The sequence below is a fragment of the Terrabacter sp. Soil810 genome, assembly GCF_001429645.1.
Taxonomy (GTDB): Bacteria; Actinomycetota; Actinomycetes; order Actinomycetales; family Dermatophilaceae; genus Terrabacter.
The window spans coordinates 1,202,162-1,225,181 of the sequence record NZ_LMSW01000011.1 but is presented as its reverse complement, the minus strand read 5'-3'; the positions used below and the strand labels follow the sequence as shown (position 1 = coordinate 1,225,181).

The window sequence follows — 23,020 nt, the reverse complement described above, 5'->3', positions numbered from 1 at the left end:
GCACCATGGCACGCAACAAGGACGGCGACGCGACGAGCGCGCTCCAGGAGAAGAAGCAGGGACGGCTGTCCCAGATCCGTGACGTCTACCGGGTCTCCAAGCAGGCTGACCCCCTCATCGGCTGGTTCATGCTGCTGTCGTTCCTCGTCGTCTTCGGGGTGCTGCTCGTCATCGGCTTCCTCGTCAAGCTGCCGTGGATCTTCGGCATCTTCGGGGTGCTCTTCGGCGTCCTCGCCGCGACGATCGTCATGAGCCGCCGCGCCGAGCGGGCGGCCTACAGCCAGATCGAGGGCCAGGCCGGCGCCGCCGGTGCCGCCCTCACCTCGATCCGTCGTGGCTGGTACACCGACCGCGAGCCCGTCGCCGCCGACGTCGCCCGCCCGGGTGACATCAACTCGGCCGCCATGGTCTACCGCGCCCTCGGACGGCCCGGCGTCGTCCTCGTCGGCGAGGGCCCGACGGCACGCGTCCAGAAGCTGCTCGCCACCGAGAAGAAGCGCGTCGAGCGCGTCGCCCCCGGCGTCCCGGTCACCACGATGCGCGTCGGATCCGGCGACAACGAGGTCCCGCTGCCCAAGCTCGCGAGCAAGGTCCAGCGCCTCAAGCCACAGATCACCAAGGACGAGATGGCCCTCGTCAACAAGCGGCTCAAGGCGCTCGGAGGTCTCCGTGCTCCGCTTCCTCCCGGCGTCGACCCGATGCGCGCCCGCATGGACCGGAAGGCCTTGCGCGGCAAGTGATCCCGACCGCCACGGCGGTGCGACCAAGAAGGTATGCGGAAGGGCCGGTTCCCGTGGGAACCGGCCCTTCCGCGTACCCGTCCCGGGCAGCGCCCGCGTCGTGCCTGCGTCGTGCCTGCGTCAGGCCTGCGTCAGGCCTGCGTCAGCGGGTGCGGACGATGACAGTGTTGGGCACCTTGTCGTGCAGGCCCCGGCCGTCACGGTCCCAGACCACGGCGGGCAGGAAGAGGCAGAGCAGGAGGGTGCGCGCGATCGCCTGGAGCGGCAGGACACGCTCACCCACGAGCGAGCGCACCTGCAGGCCCATGATCCGATGGCCGATCGTGAAGCCGACCGTGCCGACGAGCACGAGGTGCATGACGCCGAACACGGCGAGCACCACGAAGCCCTGCCCTCCCGACGCCGGCGGCTGCGAGAACGGGAGCGGCACCCCGAAGAGACCCCGCGCGATGAGCGAGGCGATGGTCCAGTCGATGAGCACGCCCGCGAAGCGGATGCCGAAGCCGGCCACGGAGCCCGGTCCGTGCGGTGGCAGGCCGAGGTCGCGGCCTCGGTACTGCCCGTCGGCGCTCGTGCGCGCTCGCGGGCCCNGAGCCACGAGCCGAAATCCTTGCGGTCCACCACGGGTCCAGCGTAACGAGACACGGCTCGCGGGCTTTGCCCGGGCCTGTCCATCCGTAACACCCGTGAAACATGAGGGTCATTGCAGAGAAATCGGCAGTCGATAGTGTCGACACCGACAGCACGAGGCCGTCGCTCGATCTCTGCCGCTCCTCGGAGCCCAGGACCGGGAGACGACCTCGCCCCACATCAGGAGGTTGGATGTTCAGCTCAGCTGACGAGGTCCTCACGTTCATCAAGGACGAGGACGTCAAGTTCGTCGACATTCGGTTCTGCGATCTGCCCGGTGTCATGCAGCACTTCAACGTGCCGGCTGAGTCGGTCGACGAGGACTTCTTCACCGTTGGTCAGATGTTCGACGGGTCCTCTATCCGTGGCTTCCAGGCGATCCACGAGTCCGATATGAAGCTCGTGCCCGACCCCGCCACCGCCTTCGTCGACCCCTACCGCGTCGAGAAGACGCTGGTCATGAACTTCTCGATCCTCGACCCCTTCACGGACGAGCGCTACAGCCGCGACCCGCGCAACATCGCGAGCAAGGCCGAGGAGTACCTCAAGTCCACGGGTATCGCCGACACCGCCTACTTCGGCGCCGAGGCCGAGTTCTACGTCTTCGACGACGTGCGCTTCGAGACGAAGCAGAACGCCGGCTACTACTTCATCGACTCCGTCGAGGCCGCGTGGAACACCGGCCGGGAGGAGGAGGGCGGCAACAAGGGCTACAAGACCCGCTACAAGGGCGGCTACTTCCCCGTCTCCCCCGTCGACCACTTCGCCGACTTCCGCGACAAGATCTGCCTCGAGCTCAAGGAGGTCGGTCTCAACGTCGAGCGCAGCCACCACGAGGTCGGCACCGCGGGTCAGATGGAGATCAACTACCGCTTCAACACGCTGCTGCACTCCGGCGACGACCTGATGAAGTTCAAGTACGTCGTCAAGAACTCGGCGTGGAAGCAGGGCCACACCGCGACGTTCATGCCGAAGCCGCTCTTCGGTGACAACGGCTCGGGCATGCACACGCACCAGTCGCTCTGGAAGGACGGCGAGCCCCTCTTCTACGACGAGCGCGGCTACGGCGGTCTGTCCGACCTCGCGCGCTGGTATATCGGCGGCCTGCTCAAGCACGCCCCGTCGCTGCTCGCCTTCACGAACCCGACGGTGAACTCCTACCACCGCCTGGTCCCCGGCTACGAGGCGCCGGTCAACCTGGTCTACTCGGCCCGCAACCGCTCGGCGTGCGTCCGCATCCCGATCACCGGCACGTCGCCGAAGGCCAAGCGCATCGAGTTCCGCGTTCCCGACCCGTCGGCGAACCCGTACCTCTGCTTCGCCGCCCAGCTCATGGCCGGTCTCGATGGCATCAAGAACCGCATCGAGCCGCCGGAGCCGGTCGACAAGGACCTCTACGAGCTGCCGCCCGAGGAGCACGCCGCGATCCAGCAGGTGCCCGGCTCGCTGCCCGAGGTGCTCGACGCCCTCGAGGCCGACCACGACTACCTCCTCGAGGGCGACGTGTTCACGCAGGACCTCATCGAGGCCTGGGTCGAGTACAAGCGCAAGAACGAGGTGGACCCGATCCGCTTCCGTCCGCACCCGCACGAGTTCGAGATGTACTTCGACATCTGAGTCCTGCTGGAACGCATCAACGAATACGTCAGTGTCACAAGGCTTTACCAAGCGCGGGCCCCTGTCTGGGGCCCGCGTTTGGCACATCTTTGGCACGGCTCACTGCCTCGATGAGATCCGCTGCGCCCCACTACGGGCTGACGACGACAGCGTCGAACCATGCCTGCCGCGCGACTCGACGCGGCTGCAGGGCGTAACGCAACGGCACGGCGTGGTTTCGCAACCTTCGCGGTGCCGACATCGCCCCTAGGGCCCGTCCACTGACCGGTCTCACTTGGTGACGAACTATCGACGCCATGCGAGGTAGACGCGATGACGTGGACCTCCCACCGACGCACACAGAGACGTTCTTGGAACGCTGGGCACGCCAGCACGACGAGCTACCGAACACGTGGGCTGCCACCGTCGCCCCGACCTCGCGCGAAGTCGCAAGACGTGGCCTCACTCCCGACAAGCCGCCACGTCATGCCACAACAGAACTGAGTCACCTGTTGTCGCACACGACTCCGGCGCACGCTCCGAACGTGTGACTCACGGAAGGGATCGAATACCCGGGGTGGTCTTTCGGGACCCGCACGGCGCCGAATCCCGAATTCCGTCGGGGGGCGCGGGCCGAACTTCAGCGCGCAGGTGCCGCGATCATCACATGGCCGGATCTACCAGGGCGATGGCGTCGCCCAACCGCCCGCGTCCCGAAACGACCGGTGCCTGGTTCAAGGACTCCCCGTTCGGGACCTGAGCCGCCTGTTGCGCCAGGGCGCGGTCCATCGTCTCGATGCTCTGCTGCGACAGGACCCAGCCGAGCGGGGCCGTGACTGCGGGAAAGGTCGACTCGTGGACAAGGACCACCGAGTGCGGCCGCCACCCCTCGACCGCGGTGCGTACCGCGGTCACGTCCTGCCCTCCAGGCAGGATGGACTCGGCCGAGACGAGCCGTTCGGCTTCGCGCAGCAGCGCCGGGGTGTCGACGAGCGATGACTTCGCGCGCCCTGTCGTGCGCTGGGGCACGAGCAGCTCCGGTGTCTTCTGCGGGGGCTCGGCCCGCAGGTCGGTACCGGTGCCGTTGTCGAGGTAGATGACCACCGGCACGATGAGGTCGGGCTGAGCACTCTGGAGCGCGGTCGCGTTGTGAGCCTGGACGAGCGCGAGCCATTCTGGGGCGAGGTCGACGATCGTCTTGATGCCGGAGTTCTCGACGTACCCGCCATCGACGAACTGCTGGGCCGGCTGGTCGCCGCACGGGCCAGCGACCCCGCTCGGGGTCACGAACGGGAAGCGGGACGCGAGCAGCGCCGCGGTCGCAGCCGTCAGCGGTCCCAGACACAGGTCATCGGCGCGTGTCTGCGCGCCGGTCGCGGCGTTGGACCGGTCCATACGGAGTGTCTCGAACAGGTCGAGGGTGTGCCCGGCCGGGGCGGAGACGGCATCGCACTCGGCGTCCGGGTTGGTGCTCAACGCGATCTGGCTGATCCACATGCGGCACCCGTCCGAGACCCGGGTGGAGTTCAGCACGAGGGCGCCGCTCCGGCTGGAGGTCGCGGCGTCCTGGCCCTGCTGCGTGGTCGGCAGGAAGGGCACGTCCAGCCCGGACGAGGCCGCCCAGACCTGTTCCATCAGGGCGCCGCGGTCTCTCCAGACCGGGCCGGAGCTCGCTGGTTCCTGCTCGTGGCCGGGGGTCCCGAAGATGGGTAGCCCGGTCGCGGCGTAGAGCAGGTCCCGGACGAAGAGGCCGACGCTCGCCTGGCCCAGCGCGTCCGGTCCGGCCATCTTCACCACGCGGGTGCGGGCCGAGTCCTGACCGGCGAACCGCGCAACGGTCACCCCGACAGCGCCGCCGCTGGCGCCACCGGCGAGCAGCGGGCTGGCGCACGGCGACGGTGGTGCCGCCGCCCAGTTGATGCCGTCTGGCGACGCGGACGCGGAGGTGCTCAGCAGGTCCAGGGCAGCTGCCGACCAGTAGGCGGCCCGGATGCCGCCACCCTCGGCTGCCACGAGGAACATCGGGCGCACCGTGATCGTCCGTGACCCGCTGGACACCTCGTGCCCGCAGTCGGCTGTCGCGGTCACCCAGTGGTCGAACACGGTCGTGAAGTCCCGCCGCTCCGTCAGGGCCGCTGCGGTCTTCGCTGAATCGGAGGCCTTGCCCGAGGCCGTACCCGAGGCCGCAGCCGGGGCCGGTGTCCGGACGAGGCCGTCCACGCCGTGCAGGTTCGCGTCGTCGCCCAGCGTCGACGTGAAGAACAGCGCCGCAAGGATGATCGTCGTGACGGGGACGGCTGGGGTGTTGATCGGCTTGAACCAGAACACCTCGGGGCTCAGCTTCAGCTCGAGCATGACGACCGCTCCACCGAGGACAAGGCACGCGGCCAGCAGAGCGAGCGCCGACGTGCCGATCACACCGACATGCGCGGCGAACCACTCGGGCGCCAGGCCGATCGCCAGCAGGAGCGCGACACCGGCCCCAAGGACACCCATGCGGGCCGGCAGGCTGGGTGGCGTGAGCAGCGCCGGCGACATGATCCGGCGGAGCGTCGCCGCGAAACCGGTCGCTGATGCCGGCAGGTCGGTGACGGTCACCAGGTCGGTAGCCCATCGCATCACGGGCCACACGGCCACGGCTCCGACGGCGCCGACGACAAGGCCCACCACCGCCCAGCCCGCCGTGATGGGCGCCCCCGCCAGGTAGAGAGCCACCACGGAGGTGTAGGACCGCACCAGCCCGAGGGCGGCGATGACGATGGCCGCCGTGGCGATGATGTCGCCCGAGCGGGCCACGACCGCCTTGGTCGCCGCTGACGGCGAGCCGAAGCTCGGCCTCGGGAACCAGGGCGACCCAGAGACCTGACCGGCCGTCGTGTGACGCCACCGGATCCAGCGGGACACCGACGCAATGAGTACCGGGATACCGACGAACAGGCTCAGCGGCCACCACAGCAGCCCCGGCACCTCCGTCAGGGTCGCCGACCCCCGCACCAGCATCACGACCCAGCAGATGAGCACGAGGGCGGGCACGATGACGACGAGCCCCAACGATGCCCGCATCGGGTCGGTCGGGGTGGGCGTCGGCGGGTGCCACACCGTGGCGGACCGGAGCCGTCCCAGGGCCAGGAGGCTGACCGCGACGAGGAACACGACGATCGTGGCGGCCACAGCGTGCCCGAAGCCGTCGAGCAGCCATCGACGCTGCACGTCGGGTAGCTGATCGAGCAGGTCGTTTCCGGGCATCACGCCGATGACGGCGAGCGGCACCACGGCCAGCACGGAGAACCGCTGACGGTACGCGCCGACCACCCAGCGGCCGAGCCGTCCGCGGTAGGCGGTGTCCTCCCGCGCCCGGTAGAACACCGTGACGAGCGCTGCCGCCAGCGAGAGCGTCTTCAGCAGCGTCGCCCCGTACAGCACCCATGACAGGGCGCTCGCGACTCCCGAGGGCGGCTTGACCCAGTGGGTCGCGATGAGGGCGAGCACGTCCTCGACGAGGTCGAACCCGGCCATGAAGGAGACGGCGACCGCGAGCGCTTTCCACGAGGTACGTTTCGCTGTCCACGCGGCCCACAGGTAGAGGAGCACGAAGGCGAGGTCGAGGACCAGATAGATCGTCATCCACGTGGTCCGCGCATCGGCGAAGGGGCCCGTGTAGCGCGCGCCCCACCCTTCCCGTGCCGGCAGGCCCAGCCCCATCAACGTGTTGGCCGGCCATGACCGGCCTTCGGTGTCGAGCACCTCTCCGGTCAGCCGGCTGAGCTCGGACATCATGAGGAACAGGACTGCTATGGCCGATGCCACCATCCCGACAGGGATCCGCATCCGGATGGGCGAGGGCGGTGCGGCGACCTGGACCATCGTGACCCCCTGATGGTGGAGCGAGCAGTCACCCCAGCATCGCCGAACGAACCTCCACTGGACACGGGTTTGCGCCCAAAGCCCGCTCGTCTAGGCAAAGTGACTCGTCCTCGGTCTCCTCGGTGACGGCATCCATGAGATCTACTGCCTTGCCTGTTCTGTCAGGCTGAGCGACTCGGGTTGGGCGCGGAGAAAGCATGCCCGGGGTGAGAACGCTGTCGGTGACCTTTGGCTGCCCGCGCGGAGACGCTGATTCCGACCGCGACTTGCTGCTCGGCGGGATGACGCCGACACCGGCCGACCGGAAATGCCATGTCAGCACCCTGTAGGGCGCGGGTTTGAGGCACCGCAGAGGGCCGGGCCGCCGAGGTCGACGGTGGCCGGTCGGGCGTGCAGCGTCGCCTCGACGACGCGCTGGCCCGTCGTCGGGGTCATGGGCGACGGAGTCGTGAAGGGTCGTCGTGCCGACGTCGCGGCTCCGCTCGTGCACGCCGCCAGCACGACGCCCCCAGCAAGACCGAGTCCCCGACGATGACACTGCGCCGGTCCACGGCCCTTGCGTCCACTGCACGTCCTTGCTGACGGCCACAGCGCCCACGTGGGTGGCCGACGGAACCCTCACTCCAACTGTGCGCCGGACGGGCCCGGCGCGGAACACTCCCGAGCCCGATGTGACGAACGAGTCGGTGGGGCGGACGGACCTGCCGTCGCCGAGCAGGAGAAGGTGATCATGACGATGCGGGCCGTCCCGTGACCACCGCGGCCCCACCCCGCACCGCGGTGTGCGGTCATGCGGGTCTCTCGGGTACGACTCCTCCATGACCGACGACTCCTTCGACCTCGAGCGGTTCGTGCGGGCCCAGGACGCCGGCGGCACCTACGAGACCGCCCTCGCCGAGCTGCGGGCCGGTGCGAAACGGGGCCACTGGATGTGGTTCGTCCTCCCCCAGGTCGCCGGGCTGGGCCGGAGCGAGACAGCCCGGGCGTATGCCGTGTCGGGCCTCCCCGAGGCACGCGCCTACCTGCGCCACCCGGTCCTCGGACCCCGGCTGCGCGAGTGCGCGAGGGCGCTGGACGCGCTCGGCACCGACAATGCCGTCCGGGTCCTCGGACCGGTGGACGCGGTCAAGCTGAGGTCGTCGATGACCCTCTTCGAGCGCGCCGCGCCTGACGCTGCGGGGGCCGAGCCCTTCGCCCGCGTGCTCGAGCACTTCTTCGAGGGCCGCCGCGACGACGCGACGACGGGGATCCTCGGCCGGTGAGCGGCGAACCCGTCGAGACCCACGCAGCCCCCGACGGAGGCACGCCCGCGGCAGTGGCCCCCGAGCCCGATCCGCGGCGCTGGAAGGCGCTGTGGGTGTGCCTCGTCGGCGCCCTCGACCTCCGCGGTCGCCGGCGCCGCGGACGGGCGACGTCGACCACCTGACGCCGAGCCGGACGTCCGGCCTGGTCCCGATGCCTCGACCCCCGGCGGTGGGGCTGCCCTACCGCGACCGAAGCGCTCGGCGCGGGATATCCGTGGCGTGTCGGCGGTGGAATTCTGTCGATGACTGGCAGTAAACGAACAAATGGGTTAAATTGCCTCACCCGCGTTCGCAGGCTCCCTGACGGCCTCTCTCCACGCGCCCGGGATGACAACACTCCACCCCTCGCGCCCTTGCCACCCTGCCTCGCGCTCGGGTGGATCCCGCCCATCCCCGTCTGGGAGATCCCATGAAGCACCCCATCCTGCCTCGACGCCTGCGCGCGCTCGGCCTGCTGATGTCGGCCGTCGCGGCCGCCACCATCGTCGCGTCCGCAGCACCGGACGCCACGGCCGGCGGCGGCGTCGCCGTGCCCGCGACGCCGACCGGTCTGCCGTCCGCGATCGAGGGCCTCTCGCCCTACGTCCCGCCGACCGGCTGCGACCTCCGCACCCGCACCGGCTCGGCGAAGCTCGCCACGCTGATCCAGGCCACCTACGGCAACACGTACGGCCTCTCGCGCACCTGCACGTCGGCCACGACGCCGTCCTCGGAGCACTTCGACGGTCGCGCCATCGACACGTTCTTCAACGTCCGCAACGCCACCGAGCGCGCGGAGGCGGGCGCGGTCCTGACCTGGCTCCTCGCGTACGACAAGGCCGGCAACCGCTACGCCAACGCCCGGCGGCTCGGCGTCATGTACATCATCTGGAACAACAAGATGTGGAGCTCCTACCGCTCGTCGGAGGGCTGGCGCCCGTACAGCAGCTGCGCCGACACCCCGTCGTCCGCCTACGACACGGCCTGCCACCGCAACCACATCCACCTCAGCCTCTCCTGGGAGGGCGCCAACGGGCGCACCTCCTTCTGGACCAAGGCGGTCGCCCCGGTCGACTGGGGCCCGTGCCGTCCCGCCGACCTCAACTGGTCCGCGGGGCAGGCGACCCCGAACGCGACGCGGTGCCCGAGCTACCCCGTGGTCAAGGCCCCGTCCGGGGCGAGCACCCTGCTCAAGCAGCTGGTGCCCCGCTCGGGCATGGTGCTGCGTCCGGGCATGTCAGGACCCGCGGTCACGACGCTGCAGCAGGCCATCGGCGTGTCCCCGGCGACCGGCACCTTCGCCTCGGTCACCACGAGTCGGCTCAAGACCTGGCAGAGCAAGCACGGCCTCGGGGCGACCGGCATCGCCTACCCGTCCACGTGGCGGGCCCTGCTCGCCGTCAACGGGATGCGCTGACGGCTGCGCGGCCCACGCGTACTTGTCGGACCCTCGGACGGACGTCCTCTCGCTCCGCTCAGGCGGCGCGGGAGGACGTCGTCGCGTAGGCGTGGTCGACGGCCGAACGCACTCGGCTGTGCGGCCAGGTCGCCGCGATGAGCGCGATGAGGCCCAGGCACACGGCCGCGCAGATGGTGACGGCGAGGTAGGCGCTCGAGTGCTGCCCGACCCAGCCGGCGGCGAGGTAGGACAGGCCGGCGGCGGCGATCGAGACCGACCCGGCGAGGCTGAAGATGCGGCCCCGCAGGGCCGGCTCGGTCACCAGGGCGAAGGTCGCCTGGAGCGGCACCATGAACGCCTGCATCATCCCGGACACGAAGAACAGGACGGCCACGAGCCAGATCGGCGGCTCGATGACCGTCAGCAGCAGGGGTATCGGCATCGCCAGGGCGAGCGGGACGATCGAGCGGTTCTGCTGGTGCACGTCGCGGCGCCCGATGAGGATGATGCCGACGACCGCACCGACGATCGGCGAGGCCATGAGGACACCGCCCCACCCGTTCTGGCCGGCGATCGGCAGGGCCAGCGCCTCGGGCGCGACGATGCCGAGACAGGCGACGGCGCTCAGCGTCACGAGTCGTGCGAGCACCGGGTGACGGGCGAGGTCGCCCGCGGCCGTCGTCAGGTCGCGCGCGAAACCGCGCAGGCCACGACCCCGCTCGCCCGAGACCGGCCTCAGCTCGACGACGAAGAGCGTGACGAGAGCCGCGACGACGAACGTCAGCAGGTCGAAGAGGAGTCCGGTCTCCGGACCGACGAGCACGATGAGGCCGCCGCCGACGGCGAGGCCGATCGCCTGGTTGAACTGCTCGGACATCGCCCCGAGACCGACGGCGCGGGCGTAGAGGTGGCGGTCGTCGAAGAGGTCGGTGACGAGCACCATGTAGGACGCCGTCGAGGCGCCTCCGATGAGCTCGAGCCCGAAGAGGACGAGGAACATCACCCACAGGCTCGACCCCTGAAGGACGAGCCACATGAGCCCCAGCACGCAGGCTGCCCTCAACAGGTGCGACCAGATGAGGACCCACTTGTAGGGGAAGCGGTCGACGACGGGACCGATGAGGCTGCGGCCGAAGAAGGTCGGCACGAGGCTGACCGCGAGCGTCGTGGCGGTGGCGAGCGGGGACCGGGTGCGCTCGTAGACGACCGCGGCGATGGTGACGCGCGCGATGTAGTCGCCCCACATGGACAGGGCGTTGGCCAGGAACACCGGCAGGTACCGCGGAACGCGGAGGACGGCGGCGTACGTCGGCGCGCTGTCGCCCTGCCCCTGGCTCGGATTCACGGGACGACGCTACCCCGAGGCGGGGAGTCGTAAAAGTTGAAATCCGTGGCGTGGCGGGAGCGTCGGGCGACCCGGCGCCACATCTCCGCGAGCGCTGCTCCCTCACCTGCCGACCGCCCCATGATCCGGCCGATCCCGTCGAGGTCGCGCAGGTCGGATGGGACGCTGTCGATCGGCCTGCCCCGCCACAGCACGCCGGCGTTGCGCATGAGGGCACCGAGGCGCCAGGCCTCCCGCAGCGCCCTGACGTCCTCGGTCGAGACCAGACCGTCGGACTCGAGCGCCGCGAGGCCGGCCATCGTGCCGGTGACCCGGAGGGCGGGGTGCGCGTGGGCGTGCTCGAGCTGGTGGAGCTGGACGACCCACTCCACGTCGGTCAGGCCACCGCGCCCCAGCTTGATGTGGGTGCGCGGGTCGGCACCGCGGGGCAGGCGTTCGCTCTCGACCCTTGCCTTGAGGGTGCGGATGTCACGCACCTGGCTCTCGGTGATGCCGCCCTCGGGCCACCGCAGCGGGTCCACGAGCCCGAGGAAGGCGTCGGCCAGCGACGCCGGGCCCGCGATCGGGGTGGCGCGCAGCAGGGCCTGGAACTCCCAGGTCAGGGCCCAGCGCTCGTAGTAGGTGCGGAACGAGTCGACGCTGCGCACGAGTGGCCCGCCCTTGCCCTCGGGTCGCAGGTCGGCGTCGAGCCCGAGGGCCGGGTCGGGGCCCGAGCCGGAGAGGAGCTTGCGCAGCTCCTGCACGACCAGCGTCGCCCGGGCCTGGACGTCCTTCTCCGACGACCCCGGGTGTGGCTGGTGGACGAACATGACATCGGCGTCCGACGCGTAGCCGAGCTCACGGCCGCCGAGGCTCCCCATGGCGACGACGAGGATGTCACCGCCGACGGGCTCGCCCTCGCGCCGCTCCACCTCGCGGGTCGCGGCCTCGAGGGCGACCTGGATCGTCGACCCCGTGAGGTCGGTCAGGGCCGCGCCCACCCCGGGCAGGTCGACGGCCCCGACGAGGTCGCCCATGACGATGCGGAGCAGCTCGTGGCGCCGGATCGCGCGGACCGCGGCGACAGCGTCCACGGCCGAGTCGCGCCGTCCGGCCGCGGACTGCATCGTCGCCGTGATCGCCTCCCGCGTCCGCGGCGTCAGGCCGTTGTCGTCGCCGAGGATCGAGACGCTCTCCGGGGAGCGGACCAGCAGGTCGGCGGCATACCGGCTGCGGGCCAGGCAGTGCGCGAGACGGTCGGCGGCCCGTCCCTCGTCGCGGAGCATCTTGAGGTACCAGTGCGTCGAGCCGAGCTCGTCGGAAACGCGACGGAACGACAGGAGCCCGGCGTCGGGGTCGGCCTCGTCGGCGAACCAGCCGAGCATGACGGGCAGCAGCGTGCGCTGGATGGCGGCGCGACGGCTGACCCCGGTGGTCAGTGCCTCGATGTGGCGCAGCGCGCCGGCCGGGTCACGGAAGCCGAGGGCGAGCAGGCGCTGGCGAGCGGCCTCGGGACTGAGGCGTGCCTCGGTCGGGCTCAGCTTCGCGGCGGCCGCGAGCAGCGGCCGGTAGAAGAGCCGCTCGTGGAGCCGACGCACCTCACGGGCGGAGGCCTGGCGGTCGGCCACGACGGCCCGCTCCGGGTGGGTCCGGTGCCCCATGGCCCGGCCGAGCCGCCGCAGATCCGGATCCGTGACCGGCATCAGGTGCGTGCGGCGGAGCCGGTGCAGCTGGATGCGGTGCTCGAGGCAGCGCAGGTGCCGGTAGGCGCGGTCGAGGACGGCGGCGTCGTCGCGTCCGACGTAGCCGCCGCGGGCCAGCGCCGACAGCGCCTCGAGAGTCGTCGCGGAGCGCAGGCTCGGGTCGGTGCGGCCGTGCACGAGCTGGAGCAGCTGGACGCTGAACTCGACGTCGCGCAGGCCGCCTGGGCCGAGCTTGAGCTGGCGGGCGGCCTCGTTGGCCGGGACGTGCTGCTCGACGCGGCGCCGCATCGCCTGGACGTCCTCGACGAAGTTGTCGCGCCCGGCCGCCTCCCAGACCATCGGCGAGATCTCTGCCTTGTAGCGCAGCCCGATCTCCTTGTCACCGGCGGAGACCCACGCCTTGAGCAGGGCCTGGAACTCCCACGTCTTGGCCCACCGCTCGTAGTAGGCCTTGTGGCTGCTGATGGTGCGCACGAGTGGGCCCTGCTTGCCCTCCGGACGCAGCGCGGCGTCGACGGGCCACAGGCTGCCCTCGGGTGTCGGGGTCGAGCAGGCGCGCATGACCCCCGTCGCAAGGGCCGTTCCCACCTTGAGCGCGAGGTCCTCGTCCGCACCGTCGGCCGGCTCGGCGACGAAGATGACGTCGACGTCGCTGACGTAGTTGAGCTCCCCACCGCCCGTCTTGCCCATCCCGATGACGGCGAGACGGCACACCTCGTGCCCGTCGCCGAACTCCTCGCGCGCGATGACGAGGGCGGCCTCGAGGGCGGCCTCGGCGAGCTCGGCCAGGGCCTCACCGACGGCAGGCATCTCGGAGAGCGGGTCGGCGGCCGTGACGTCGAGCGCGGCGATGCGCAGCAGCCCTCGGCGGTACGCGATGCGCAGGGCGTCGAGCGGCGTGTGCTCCCCACGCTCGTCGGTCACGGCATGGACGAGGTCGCTGCGCACCTGCTCGCCCGTGCGGCGCTCGGCGCGAGCGGCGTCGACCCAGTGCTCCGGGTGCCGGACGAGCTCGTCGACGAGCGCCGTCGAGGCCCCGAGCACGCCGAGGACGCGGTCTCGGCCGACGCCAGGGGTCGCGAGCTCGGCCGCGAGGGCTGAGATCCCCCAACCGGGCGGGTCGCCGAGACGGGCGAGCGACTCCGCGACCCGCACCAGCCCGAGCAGGCACTGGTCGGGGTCGGCGGTGTCACCCATGACGGCGGCGAGGGGGTCGAGCTGTCCGTCGGGGACGGCCGAACGGATCGGCAGCAGCGCGCGGTCGTCGATGAGCCCGACGGCCCGGTCGGGGTCGGCGAAACCGAGCCGGGCCAGGGCTCCCTCGGTCGTGCTGGTGCGTGATGACATCGGTGTCGAATCGCTCGGTGGTCGTCGGCCCGTGGAGACGGTCCGGTGCGTCAGAGCCGCGGCAGGTAGCGGTCGAGCTCGAAGCGGCTGACCTCGTGACGGTAGTCGAGCCACTCCTGCCGCTTGTTGCGCAGGAAGAAGTCGAAGACGTGCTCGCCGAGGACGTCGGCGACGAGCTCGCTCTCCTCCATGACCTCCAGCGCCCGCCCGAGCGACGACGGGAGCGGCTTGATGCCCATGGCGCGACGCTCGGAGTCGGTGAGGCTCCAGACGTCGTCCTCGGTCTCGGGCGGCAGCTCGTAGCCCTCCTCGATGCCCTTGAGGCCGGCACCGAGCAGGACCGCGAAGGCGAGGTAGGGGTTGCAGGCGGCGTCGAGCGACCGCACCTCGACACGCGTGGACTGGCCCTTGTTGGGCTTGTGCATCGGCACGCGGACGAGGGCGGAGCGGTTGTTGTGCCCCCACGTCAGGTGGGCCGGCGCCTCTCCCCCGCCCCACAGGCGCTTGTAGGAGTTGACCCACTGGTTCGTCACGGCGGCGATCTCGGCCCCGTGGCGCAGCAGACCGGCGATGAACTGTCGGCCCACCTTGCTCAGCTGGTAGGGCGCGCCGGCCTCGAAGAACGCGTTGGAGTCGCCCTCGAAGAGCGAGAGGTGCGTGTGCATCCCCGACCCGGGGTGCTCGGAGAACGGCTTGGGCATGAAGGTCGCGTAGATCCCCTGCGTCAGGGCGACCTCCTTGACGACCGTGCGGAACGTCTGGATGTTGTCGGCCGTGCTCAGCGCATCGGCGTATCGCAGGTCGATCTCGTTCTGCCCGGGCGCGCCCTCGTGGTGGCTGAACTCGACGGAGATGCCCATGTTCTCGAGCATCGTGATCGCCGCGCGACGGAAGTCGTGGCCGGTGCCGTGCGGCACGTGGTCGAAGTAGCCGGCGTCGTCGACCGGGACCGGGCGACCGTCGGGTCCCCGCCCCTGCTCGAGGAGGAAGAACTCGATCTCGGGGTGGGTGTAGAAGGTGAAGCCGAGGTCGGCGGCCTTGCCGAGGGCCCGCTGCAGCACGTGCCGCGGGTCGGCGAAGCTCGGCGTGCCGTCGGGCAGCTGCAGGTCGCAGAACATCCGCGCCGTGCCGGGCGGGTCACCGCGCCACGGCAGGATCTGGAAGGTCGACGGGTCGGGCTTGGCCAGCATGTCGGCCTCGTAGACGCGCGCGAACCCCTCGATGGCCGAACCGTCGAAGCCGATGCCCTCCGCGAAGGCGCCCTCGAGCTCGGCCGGCGCGACCGCCACCGACTTGAGGGTGCCCAGGACGTCCGTGAACCACAGACGGACGAACCGGATGTCTCGCTCTTCGATCGTGCGCAGCACGAACTCTTCCTGACGGTTCATGTGTCGATCCTGCCGCATGGCTGTTTCACGGATGTTGCGACACACGATCTTTCGGACGAGAGCCCCGTCGTGTGCCGCCGGGCGGGCACGCGAAGGGCCCCCGGGACGTGTCCCGGGGGCCCGACGCGCTCATGACCTCGCGGTCACGGGGTGTGTCACTTGAACGCGACCTTGACCTGCAGCTCGTTGCCGCCGTCACGCGTCTTCACGACGGTCATCGTCGTGCCCGAGCCGGCCACCTTGGTGGAGCCGAGCGGGTTCGCCGCGGACCAGTAGCGGTCGACGACCGAGTCGTCGAACGTCGGGATCGCCGGCGAGGACGGGACGACCGTCTCGACACCGTTGCGGTGGAAGCTCATCGCGTCGGTGGCCTCCTGGCCGAAGGTGGCGTCGAACGGCTGGCGACGGTTGCCCATCATCGTCTTCGTGCCGTTGGCGTTGTTGAGCATGACCGGCGCCGGGCGGGCGTCGACCGGCAGCACCTGACCGCCACCGGGGTGGTCGATCGTGTTGTTGTCGCCGTACTCACCGTTGGCGAACCAGACGAGCATGCCGTTCTGGTAGGGGAAGCGCTCCACCCAGTCGGGCTTGGTGGTGCCCCAGCCGAAGTTGTACGGGCCGGTCTTCAGGGTCGAGTCGTAACCGCTGTAGACGCGGTTCTCGGCGAGGTAGAAGTCCTGCACCTGCTTGGAGGTGGTGCCGTCGATGACGGAGAAGCCACCCTTGGCGGTCCAGGCACCAGCGCCCGACTCGACGTCGTCGACCGTGCCGGCGACGCCGTCGGTCGTGACGGCGACGTCGTCGATGAAGGCCTCGCTCGAGACGCCACCGTCGGTGGCGACGCGGAAGCGGAACTGAACGGTCTGGCCCTTGTAGGCCGAGAGGTCCCACGACTTCTGCGCCCAGGCGAACACATCGTTGACCGGCGTGCCGACCTGCGCCCACGTGGCGCCGTTGTCGGTCGACACCTCGCCGTAGAGGTAGTCGTAGTCCTTCTCGAGGTTGCCCTGGACCCAGGCGCTGATCGAGGCCGAGGTCTTGGCACCGGTCAGGTCGACCGTGCGCGTGAGCGTCGAGTTGAGGTTGTCGCCGAAGCCGCTCCACCACTCCGCCTTGCCGGAGTGCGGCGTGTTGCGGTCGGACGTGACGGTGCGCTCGGGCAGCGGGACGACGAGCGCCTGCGCGGAGCCGCTCTGCGTGGCGAGGTCGGCCTGGCTCAGCTTGACCGTGGTGTCCTCACCGAAGGGGACCGTCTTGTAGTCGAGCCAGCCGAGCTGGAGCTTCTCCCACGGGCCCATGTAGCCGGGCGTCGTGCCGATCGAGTCCTTGCCGCGGTTGAGCCACGAGCCACCGCTCATGAGCGTCCAGAAGGCGGTGCTGTTGTCGCCACCGTTGGTGTCGTAGAGATCGGGCAGACCGAGGTCGTGACCGAACTCGTGCGAGAAGACGCCGAGGCCGCCGTTCTCGGGCTCGGTCGTGTAGTCGCCGATCCACATGCCGGAGGTGCCGAGCGGCACGCCACCGAGCTTGTTGAAGTCGGGACCCGTGACGCCGGCCTGGTTGGAGAACGCGTACCAGCGGTGCGACCAGATGGCGTTGACGCCCTGCGCGCCGCCACCGGCCTCCTCGCCCTCACCGGCGTGGATCGCCTGGAAGTGGTCGATGTAGCCGTCGGGCTCGTTGAAGTTGCCGTCGCCGTCGTAGTCGTAGCGGTCGACCTTGTCGAACTGGGCGAGGTACGTCTTGATGTCGGCGTCGCTCTTGCCGGCCGCCTGCTGCGCGTTGTACCAGGCCGTCGCGGTGTCCTTGACGTAGTTCCAGTAACCGTCGGCGTTGTTCTTGGCGCCGTAGCGGGCCTCGTTGTAGGGGACGGTCACCCAGTCGGAGACGTCACCCTTGGCGAGGAAGCGGCCGTTGGACTGCTTGAGGTAGAAGTCCTTGAACGACTCACCGGTGCCGAACATCATCTCGAGGTAGTGGTCGCGGTTGAAGTCCTTGACCCAGTACGTCGAGTTGTCGTCGGTCGCGCTGCCGTCCCAGGTGCGGTCGGGCGCTGCGATCTGGTTGTGCACCGGGCCGGGCGTCGTGTCGAACGGCGACTTCGTCAGCGTGCCGAAGTCCGTGAGGATCGTGAAGATGTCCTCCTCACGGTTCACCGGGTAGTTGACGTACCGGGACGTGCCGGCCTTGCCGTCCTTGCCCTTGGTCTTGACCTCGATCACGCGGTTGCCGTTGATGGTCTTCGTCGAGGCCTCGCCCTTGAGCAGCTTGGCAACTGCGTCCTTGCGCTCGGCCGCCTGGGCGTCGGCAAGGGGGTTGGGCAGGTTGTCGGGCTGCGAGGCCTGGGCGGCTGCGGGGTCTCCGCTCACCGGGGCCTTGGCAACGGGGGTTGCCTGAGCCTGCATCGGCGAGCTCAGCCCGGTGACGACGAGCGCCCCCACGGCCAACCCCGACACAGCACTCCAATGGCGCTTGTTCACGATCTGTCCTCCTGGTCACAAGGCGCCGCAAATCCGGCACCTCGCGTATAAGAACACAGAACACAGACAATGTGGCGTCTGGTGCCAGGCAATTCGAAAAAACATGTGCTGCAAGGCAGTTCATCGCAAAGAACGTAAAATCTTCGTAAAGAGAGACCCCTCCACCCTTCCCAGACCACCCTCGAGTGGGATAGAGAAGCCCATCTGTCACAGAGGCATCCCTGAAGCCGGCCGGCGACCGTCAGGGCCTCCCCGGAGGCCCCGATATGCTCCCGGAATGAGCACAGACGCCCCCGAGGAACAGAGTCCCTACGGTTCCGGGAGCCGGGCCCAGGACTCCCCCGCGGCCGCTAGCGCCGCTCCGTCCCCACGGAAGGTGCGCATCCCGCACCTGCACGCGATGAAGGTCGAGGGGCGGCGCTGGGCGATGCTCACGGCCTACGACATGTATGCCGCCCAGATCTTCGACGAAGCGGGCATCCCCGTGCTGCTCGTCGGCGACTCGGCGGGCAACAACGTCTACGGCTACGAGACGACCGTCCCCGTCACGCTCGACGAGATGATCCCGCTCGTCCGGGCGGTGTCGTCGGCCGCGCGCCGCGCCCTGGTCGTCGCGGACCTGCCCTTCGGCTCCTACGGCGGGTCCGTCGAGCAGGGCTTCGCGAGCGCCGTGCGCCTCATGAAGGAGGGGCTGGCCCACGCCGTCAAGCTCGAGGGCGGCACGGCGATGGTCCCGCTCGTCAAGACCCTCACCGACGCCGGCATCCCGGTCATGGCGCACGTCGGCTTCACCCCGCAGAGCGAGCACCAGCTCGGCGGCTACCGCGTGCAGGGCCGCGGCGATGCCGCAGACGCGCTCGTCGACGAGGCCCGCGCCCTCCAGGACGCCGGCGCCTTCGCCGTCGTCCTCGAGATGGTCCCGGCGCCGGTCGCCGAGCGCGTCACCGAGGTGCTGAGCATCCCGACCATCGGCATCGGCGCCGGCAACGGCACCGACGCGCAGGTGCTCGTGTGGAGCGACTTCGCGGGGCTGCGCAGCGGCAAGGCGCCGCGCTTCGTCAAGAAGTACGCCGACCTGCGCGGCACGCTGCTCGGTGCCGCCCGGGCGTATGCCGCCGACGTCGAGTCGGGCGCCTTCCCCGACGCAGAGCACTCGTTCGAGTCCTGAGACGCCGCCGCCCGACCGGTCGTGACCGGTCGGGCGGGGCATTGCGTGCAGATCTGCGCCAGTGGTCAGGCGTCGGTGTCGCCGCCCGGCGCCGAGCCACCGCGCTCGTTCCAGTCGCGGTCCTCGGAGTCCCACTGCTCGGTCTTCTTGTGGGCGGTGGCGAGCGCTGCCTGCGCCTCCGCCTCGGTGGCGTACGGGCCGAGCACCTGCTCGCCGCGGCTGCGGTTCTCATCGGTCTCGACCTGACCCGTGTCGACGTTGTACCAGAAGCTCACGTGCGCACTCCTTCTCTCTTCGGACTCTTCCGACTTGCCACCCGGCCGAGCGGGTCCGCGTCGTGAACGCCCCTCGTGGACGGCACCCGCTGACGACCTAGACTCCACCGTATGCCGTTGCTCCAGCCGCGGGTGTCACCACACCCCCTCAGTCCGCGACGACCGGTGCCTGCCTCGATCGAGCGACCGCACTACGTCGACGTGCCCAACCCGCGCGAGGACGGCGACGTGCGCATCAAGGACACCGAGACCGTCGAGAAGATGCGCGTCGCGTCGCGGATCGCCGCCACGGCCATGGTCGAGGCCTCGAAGGTCATCGCCCCCGGCGTGACCACCGACGAGCTCGACGCCGTCGCCCACGAGTACATGCTCGACCACGGCGCCTACCCCTCACCCCTCGGCTACAAGGGCTTCCCGAAGTCGGTGTGCACGAGCGTCAACGAGGTCATCTGTCACGGCATCCCCGATGCCCGGCCCCTCGAGGACGGTGACATCGTCAACATCGACGTCACCGCCTTCATCCACGGCGTCCACGGCGACACCGACGCGACCTATCTCGTGGGCGACGTCGACGAGGAGTCGCGCCTGCTCGTCGAGCGCACCCACGAGGCGATGATGCGCGGCATCCGCGCCGCCCGTCCCGGTCGCGAGATCAACGTCATCGGCCGGGTCATCGAGAGCTATGCGAAGCGCTTCGGCTACGGCGTCGTGCGCGACTTCACCGGGCACGGCATCGGCCTGGAGTTCCACTCGGGGCTCATCGTCCCGCACTACGACGCGGCCCCCCACTACGAGACCGTCATCGAGCCCGGCATGACGTTCACCATCGAGCCCATGCTCAACCTCGGCACCCACGAGTGGGACATGTGGGACGACCGGTGGACCGTCGTCACCCGCGACCGCAGACGCTCGGCCCAGTTCGAGCACACCATCCTCATCACCGACGGCGGCTTCGAGATCCTCACCCTCCCCGAGGGCGTCGCCGCCTGAGCCGAGGTCGACCGGGCACGTCGGCCCGGCACCACCTCGGCACCACCTCTGCACGACCGCCTCACCCAGCACCACGAGCTGACCCCCACGACCACGTCCTCGACAAGGAAGTACGGACCATGGCCAAGCACGGCAAGCCTCTCGGCATCGACATCGGCGGCAGCGGCATCAAGGGCGCCCCCGTCGACCTGGTGGACGGTGACCTCGCCGGCAAGCGGCTGAAGATCCTGACACCCAAGCCGGCCACGCCCGACGCCGTGGCCGAGGTCGTCGACCAGATCGTCGACCACTTCGCCGACGTGACGGGTGACTCCCCCATCGGCGTCACCGTGCCCGCGGTCGTCATACGCGGCACCGTGCTGTCGGCGGCCAACATCGACCCGTCGTGGATCAACACCGACGCCGAGGCCCTCATCCAGGAGCACACGGGCCGCGCGGTGACCGTGCTCAACGACGCCGACGCCGCCGGTCTCGCGGAGATGTACTACGGCGCGGCCAAGGGCGTGCAGGGTCTCGTCATCCTCACCACCCTGGGCACCGGCATCGGCACCGCCCTGATCCACGACGGCCGCCTCGTGCCGAACTCCGAGCTGGGGCACCTCGAGATCGACGGCTACGACGCCGAGGACCGCGCGGCCTCGTCGGCCAAGGACGCCGAGGGACTGTCATGGGACGAGTACGTCGAGCGCCTCCAGACCTACTACGACACCATCGAGAAGCTCTTCTCCCCCGACCTCATCATCGTCGGCGGAGGCATCTCCAAGGACAGCGACGACTTCCTGCCGAAGCTCACGCTGCGCTGCCCGATCGTCCCGGCCCAGCTGCGCAACCAGGCCGGCATCATCGGCGCCGCCCACCTCGCCGCCGACATCGCTGCCGACCGGTCCTGAGCCGCCGGGGAGGAGCGCCCGGCACGGGCCCGGCGCTCCACCCCCCGCTCGTCGCACGTCAGGGTCGGCTCCGCCAGACGAGCCGGTGGACCCCCAGATGGCGTGGCAGCGTGCGCAGACCCGGGATCCAGGGGATGCAGATGAAGCCGATGCTCAGCAGGACCATCAGGGCCCAGACGGCGATGTCCGCGTTCTCGGACGTCGAGAACGGCGGCACCTGGTACCACAGCGAGTAGAGCCAGAGCCACGGCTGGCCGGGGTAGTTGCCGGTCTCGTTCATGATCCCCCACTGGTCCCCACCGAGGTTCTGGGCCCGGGCCGCGTCCTCCAGGTGGGTCCCGTCGGCGAGCAGCAGCAGTGCCTTGGTGCTGTCGGCACCGAAGAAGGATGTGCGGGAGGTGAGCAGGCCCTCGAGCGCCCCGCTGTCGGCGAGCCGCAGCTCGGCCGCCGCAAGGGCCGGGACCGGTCCGTAGTCGCCGGCGGCGACCTTGGCCGGGTCACCGTCCGGCGCGCTCGCCAGCGCGTCCGCGTACGCGGTGGCCCACGCCTGCTGCCGGTCCGCCGGCGCCGCGTCCCAGACGCGTATCGCAGCGGTCGCAGCCGGGTCCGAGGTGAGGCTCCGGACCGGGTCGAGGACGAGATCCTTGGCGGAGTCGACCGGGATGGTGACCCCGGGCATCGTCTGGAGGTTCACCGGACCGAGGCTCTGGCCCTCCCCCGCCGTGTTGTAGGGCGGACCGTAACCAGCGCTCGTCGTGGTCCCCGCCAGCTCGCCTGCGGCGGTGGCGACGACGTCTGCGGGCGCCTGACGCGCCCACTGCTGCAAGGAGATCGCCGGTTCGTCGGGAGACGAGAAGACGAGTGCGGCGCCGACGGAGAGCACCGAGACCGCGGCGAGTGCGATGACGAACTCCTTGACGAGGTCATAGCGACGCGTCGGGAAGGCGTGCGAGTCCGGCGTGGGTCCCCACCCACCGGTCCGGCGAGTCATGGCTGCACCCCAGGGGGCATGCTCTGCGTCGGGGACCGGTCGCCCGGGGCGACGGACGGCTCGGTCGCGCCGATCGGTGGGACGACGCCGTGTCGGCGCACCAGGACGATGTGCACGACGACGATCGCTCCCACGACGAGCGGGAGCAGCGAGACGTGCCACAGCATCATCTGGCCGAGGTCCATGACGTTGAACCACGCGCCGATGCCCGCGGCGTTGAGCCCGTCCTTGGCCTGCGTCGAGATCCACTGGGCGTCGAAGTTGGTCTGGACGAGGTAGCCCGTGAACGCTGTCCCCAACGAACCGAAGAAGGCGAGCGCCCCTGTCGCCCAGGTGAGTCCACGGTCGCCGCGCCACGCGGCCATGAAGAACTTGCCCCACAGGTGGATCACCATGGTGGCGAAGAAGAGCTCGACGCTCCACAGGTGGACGGAGTTGACGAAGTGCCCGAGGGCGCTCGTGTGCCACCACGCGACTCCGCCGATCGCCAGGACCAGTCCGGAGACGATGATGACGACGAGGCTGGCGAGGCAGGCGACCCCGAAGACGTAGATCCACGAGGCGACGTAGGCCGGCTGGCGATCGGGAAGCCACTGGCCCTGGGGGACGAGGCCCTCGACCCAACGGGTGACGGCAGCCGTCCACGTGTTGCTCCGGGACCGCGCCTGCGGCTCGGGAGATCCCGGGCGCAGGGGCGTCGCCGCCCGGCTCACCGGTCCTCCTCCTCAGGGGGCGCCGGGAACGGCAGCAGGAGTGCGAGCACGAAGACGGCGATCATGAGCAGGATGACGAGGAGGTTGGCGACCGTGATCGTGAGCCACCCCCACTGGACGACGGGGCCGGCGGGAACCGGCTGGGACGCGGCGAGGTACTGGGTGATCATGTCTGGCCTCCGGGAGCGCGAAGCTGTGAGTCCTCCTGCCCGGCGCAGATCTACTACACACCGTAAGAG

General features: G+C 70.1%; 18 protein-coding genes. 8 read left to right on the top strand and 10 right to left on the bottom strand.

The features are described 5' to 3' along the window. Positions 1-5: 5 nt before the first annotated feature. Positions 6-740 carry a DUF4191 domain-containing protein gene (locus ASG96_RS11560; RefSeq protein WP_057587996.1) on the top strand — a complete coding sequence of 245 codons (735 nt, stop codon included), beginning with the start codon at positions 6-8 and terminating at the stop codon, positions 738-740. Positions 741-882: 142 nt separating this feature from the next. Here ASG96_RS11560 and ASG96_RS11555 read toward each other — a convergent pair whose 3' ends face one another. Next, the gene (locus ASG96_RS11555) at positions 883-1,221 is read right to left on the bottom strand and encodes an RDD family protein (protein WP_369813597.1); all 339 of its coding nucleotides are present in this window, start codon (positions 1,219-1,221) and stop codon (positions 883-885) included. A 341-nt stretch (positions 1,222-1,562) separates the two neighbouring features. Here ASG96_RS11555 and glnA (ASG96_RS11550) point away from each other — a divergent pair, with 341 nt between their 5' ends. Continuing rightward, positions 1,563-2,987, top strand: a complete 1,425-nt coding sequence (gene glnA / locus ASG96_RS11550; RefSeq protein WP_057587995.1) for a type I glutamate--ammonia ligase — start codon at positions 1,563-1,565, stop codon at positions 2,985-2,987. Positions 2,988-3,629: 642 nt separating this feature from the next. Here the strand turns inward: glnA (ASG96_RS11550) and ASG96_RS11545 are convergent. Further along, positions 3,630-6,743: a hypothetical protein gene (locus ASG96_RS11545; RefSeq protein ID WP_057587994.1), complete on the bottom strand. Its 3,114-nt coding sequence runs from the start codon at positions 6,741-6,743 to the stop codon at positions 3,630-3,632. A gap of 905 nt (positions 6,744-7,648) precedes the next feature. On the opposite strand from ASG96_RS11545, the gene ASG96_RS11540 reads away from it, so the two are divergent. The 3 genes from ASG96_RS11540 (at position 7,649) to ASG96_RS11535 (ending at position 9,530) form a co-directional block, all read left to right on the top strand. Beyond that, positions 7,649-8,092 (top strand): DUF1810 domain-containing protein, encoded by a 444-nt coding sequence (locus ASG96_RS11540; RefSeq protein ID WP_057587993.1) that lies wholly within the window; start codon positions 7,649-7,651, stop codon positions 8,090-8,092. Beyond that, the gene (locus ASG96_RS23250; protein ID WP_157610809.1) at positions 8,089-8,256 is read left to right on the top strand and encodes a hypothetical protein; all 168 of its coding nucleotides are present in this window, start codon (positions 8,089-8,091) and stop codon (positions 8,254-8,256) included. The genes ASG96_RS11540 and ASG96_RS23250 overlap by 4 nt, the downstream gene beginning before the upstream one ends. Positions 8,257-8,543: 287 nt before the next feature. Then, positions 8,544-9,530 carry a peptidoglycan-binding protein gene (locus tag ASG96_RS11535; protein WP_057587992.1) on the top strand — a complete coding sequence of 329 codons (987 nt, stop codon included), beginning with the start codon at positions 8,544-8,546 and terminating at the stop codon, positions 9,528-9,530. A 58-nt stretch (positions 9,531-9,588) separates the two neighbouring features. Here ASG96_RS11535 and ASG96_RS11530 read toward each other — a convergent pair whose 3' ends face one another. From ASG96_RS11530 to ASG96_RS11515, 4 genes are all read right to left on the bottom strand, one after another. After that, a complete protein-coding gene (locus ASG96_RS11530) occupies positions 9,589-10,857 on the bottom strand; it encodes an MFS transporter (RefSeq protein ID WP_056758282.1) in 1,269 nt (422 codons plus the stop codon). Then, complete coding sequence (locus ASG96_RS11525; RefSeq protein ID WP_057587991.1) at positions 10,854-13,886, bottom strand: bifunctional [glutamine synthetase] adenylyltransferase/[glutamine synthetase]-adenylyl-L-tyrosine phosphorylase; 3,033 nt, start codon at positions 13,884-13,886, stop codon at positions 10,854-10,856. The genes ASG96_RS11530 and ASG96_RS11525 overlap by 4 nt, the downstream gene beginning before the upstream one ends. 50 nt (positions 13,887-13,936) lie before the next feature. Further along, on the bottom strand, positions 13,937-15,274 hold the full coding sequence (gene glnA / locus ASG96_RS11520) for a type I glutamate--ammonia ligase (protein WP_056758289.1): 1,338 nt from the start codon (positions 15,272-15,274) through the stop codon (positions 13,937-13,939). A 155-nt stretch (positions 15,275-15,429) separates the two neighbouring features. Continuing rightward, on the bottom strand, positions 15,430-17,754 hold the full coding sequence (locus ASG96_RS11515) for an immune inhibitor A domain-containing protein (RefSeq protein ID WP_235509145.1): 2,325 nt from the start codon (positions 17,752-17,754) through the stop codon (positions 15,430-15,432). Between the two features lie 277 nt (positions 17,755-18,031). On the opposite strand from ASG96_RS11515, the gene panB reads away from it, so the two are divergent. After that, complete coding sequence (gene panB / locus ASG96_RS11510) at positions 18,032-18,922, top strand: 3-methyl-2-oxobutanoate hydroxymethyltransferase (protein ID WP_057587989.1); 891 nt, start codon at positions 18,032-18,034, stop codon at positions 18,920-18,922. Between the two features lie 65 nt (positions 18,923-18,987). Here panB and ASG96_RS11505 read toward each other — a convergent pair whose 3' ends face one another. Continuing rightward, entirely contained in the window at positions 18,988-19,197 is a 210-nt protein-coding gene (locus tag ASG96_RS11505) for a hypothetical protein (protein ID WP_056758297.1), read from the bottom strand. 111 nt (positions 19,198-19,308) lie between these two features. Between ASG96_RS11505 and map the strand changes: the two genes are divergently transcribed. Beyond that, positions 19,309-20,187, top strand: a complete 879-nt coding sequence (gene map / locus ASG96_RS11500) for a type I methionyl aminopeptidase (protein ID WP_082588762.1) — start codon at positions 19,309-19,311, stop codon at positions 20,185-20,187. 119 nt (positions 20,188-20,306) lie between these two features. Next, the gene (gene ppgK, locus ASG96_RS11495) at positions 20,307-21,077 is read left to right on the top strand and encodes a polyphosphate--glucose phosphotransferase (RefSeq protein WP_056758302.1); all 771 of its coding nucleotides are present in this window, start codon (positions 20,307-20,309) and stop codon (positions 21,075-21,077) included. 58 nt (positions 21,078-21,135) lie between these two features. Here the strand turns inward: ppgK and ASG96_RS11490 are convergent, their stop codons facing one another. Genes ASG96_RS11490 through ASG96_RS23245 form a run of 3 tightly spaced genes read right to left on the bottom strand, consistent with a single transcriptional unit; the run spans position 21,136 to position 22,951 of the window. Then, positions 21,136-22,068 carry a hypothetical protein gene (locus ASG96_RS11490; RefSeq protein ID WP_056758304.1) on the bottom strand — a complete coding sequence of 311 codons (933 nt, stop codon included), beginning with the start codon at positions 22,066-22,068 and terminating at the stop codon, positions 21,136-21,138. After that, a complete protein-coding gene (locus tag ASG96_RS11485; RefSeq protein ID WP_082588763.1) occupies positions 22,065-22,781 on the bottom strand; it encodes a cytochrome b N-terminal domain-containing protein in 717 nt (238 codons plus the stop codon). Before ASG96_RS11485 ends, ASG96_RS11490 begins: the two co-directional genes overlap by 4 nt. Further along, positions 22,778-22,951: a hypothetical protein gene (locus ASG96_RS23245; protein ID WP_157610807.1), complete on the bottom strand. Its 174-nt coding sequence runs from the start codon at positions 22,949-22,951 to the stop codon at positions 22,778-22,780. Before ASG96_RS23245 ends, ASG96_RS11485 begins: the two co-directional genes overlap by 4 nt. Between the last annotated feature and the right edge of the window lie 69 nt (positions 22,952-23,020).

Coding starts and splice junctions, on each gene's coding strand:
- glnA (WP_057587995.1), top strand. CDS start 1,563: ATGTTCAGCTCAGCTGACGAGGTCCTCACGTTCATCAAGGACGAGGAC.
- ASG96_RS11540 (WP_057587993.1), top strand. CDS start 7,649: ATGACCGACGACTCCTTCGACCTCGAGCGGTTCGTGCGGGCCCAGGAC.
- ASG96_RS11490 (WP_056758304.1), bottom strand. CDS start 22,068: ATGACTCGCCGGACCGGTGGGTGGGGACCCACGCCGGACTCGCACGCC.
- ASG96_RS23245 (WP_157610807.1), bottom strand. CDS start 22,951: ATGATCACCCAGTACCTCGCCGCGTCCCAGCCGGTTCCCGCCGGCCCC.
- ASG96_RS11535 (WP_057587992.1), top strand. CDS start 8,544: ATGAAGCACCCCATCCTGCCTCGACGCCTGCGCGCGCTCGGCCTGCTG.
- ASG96_RS11545 (WP_057587994.1), bottom strand. CDS start 6,743: ATGATGTCCGAGCTCAGCCGGCTGACCGGAGAGGTGCTCGACACCGAA.
- glnA (WP_056758289.1), bottom strand. CDS start 15,274: ATGAACCGTCAGGAAGAGTTCGTGCTGCGCACGATCGAAGAGCGAGAC.
- ASG96_RS11560 (WP_057587996.1), top strand. CDS start 6: ATGGCACGCAACAAGGACGGCGACGCGACGAGCGCGCTCCAGGAGAAG.
- map (WP_082588762.1), top strand. CDS start 19,309: ATGCCGTTGCTCCAGCCGCGGGTGTCACCACACCCCCTCAGTCCGCGA.
- ppgK (WP_056758302.1), top strand. CDS start 20,307: ATGGCCAAGCACGGCAAGCCTCTCGGCATCGACATCGGCGGCAGCGGC.
- ASG96_RS11525 (WP_057587991.1), bottom strand. CDS start 13,886: ATGTCATCACGCACCAGCACGACCGAGGGAGCCCTGGCCCGGCTCGGT.
- panB (WP_057587989.1), top strand. CDS start 18,032: ATGAGCACAGACGCCCCCGAGGAACAGAGTCCCTACGGTTCCGGGAGC.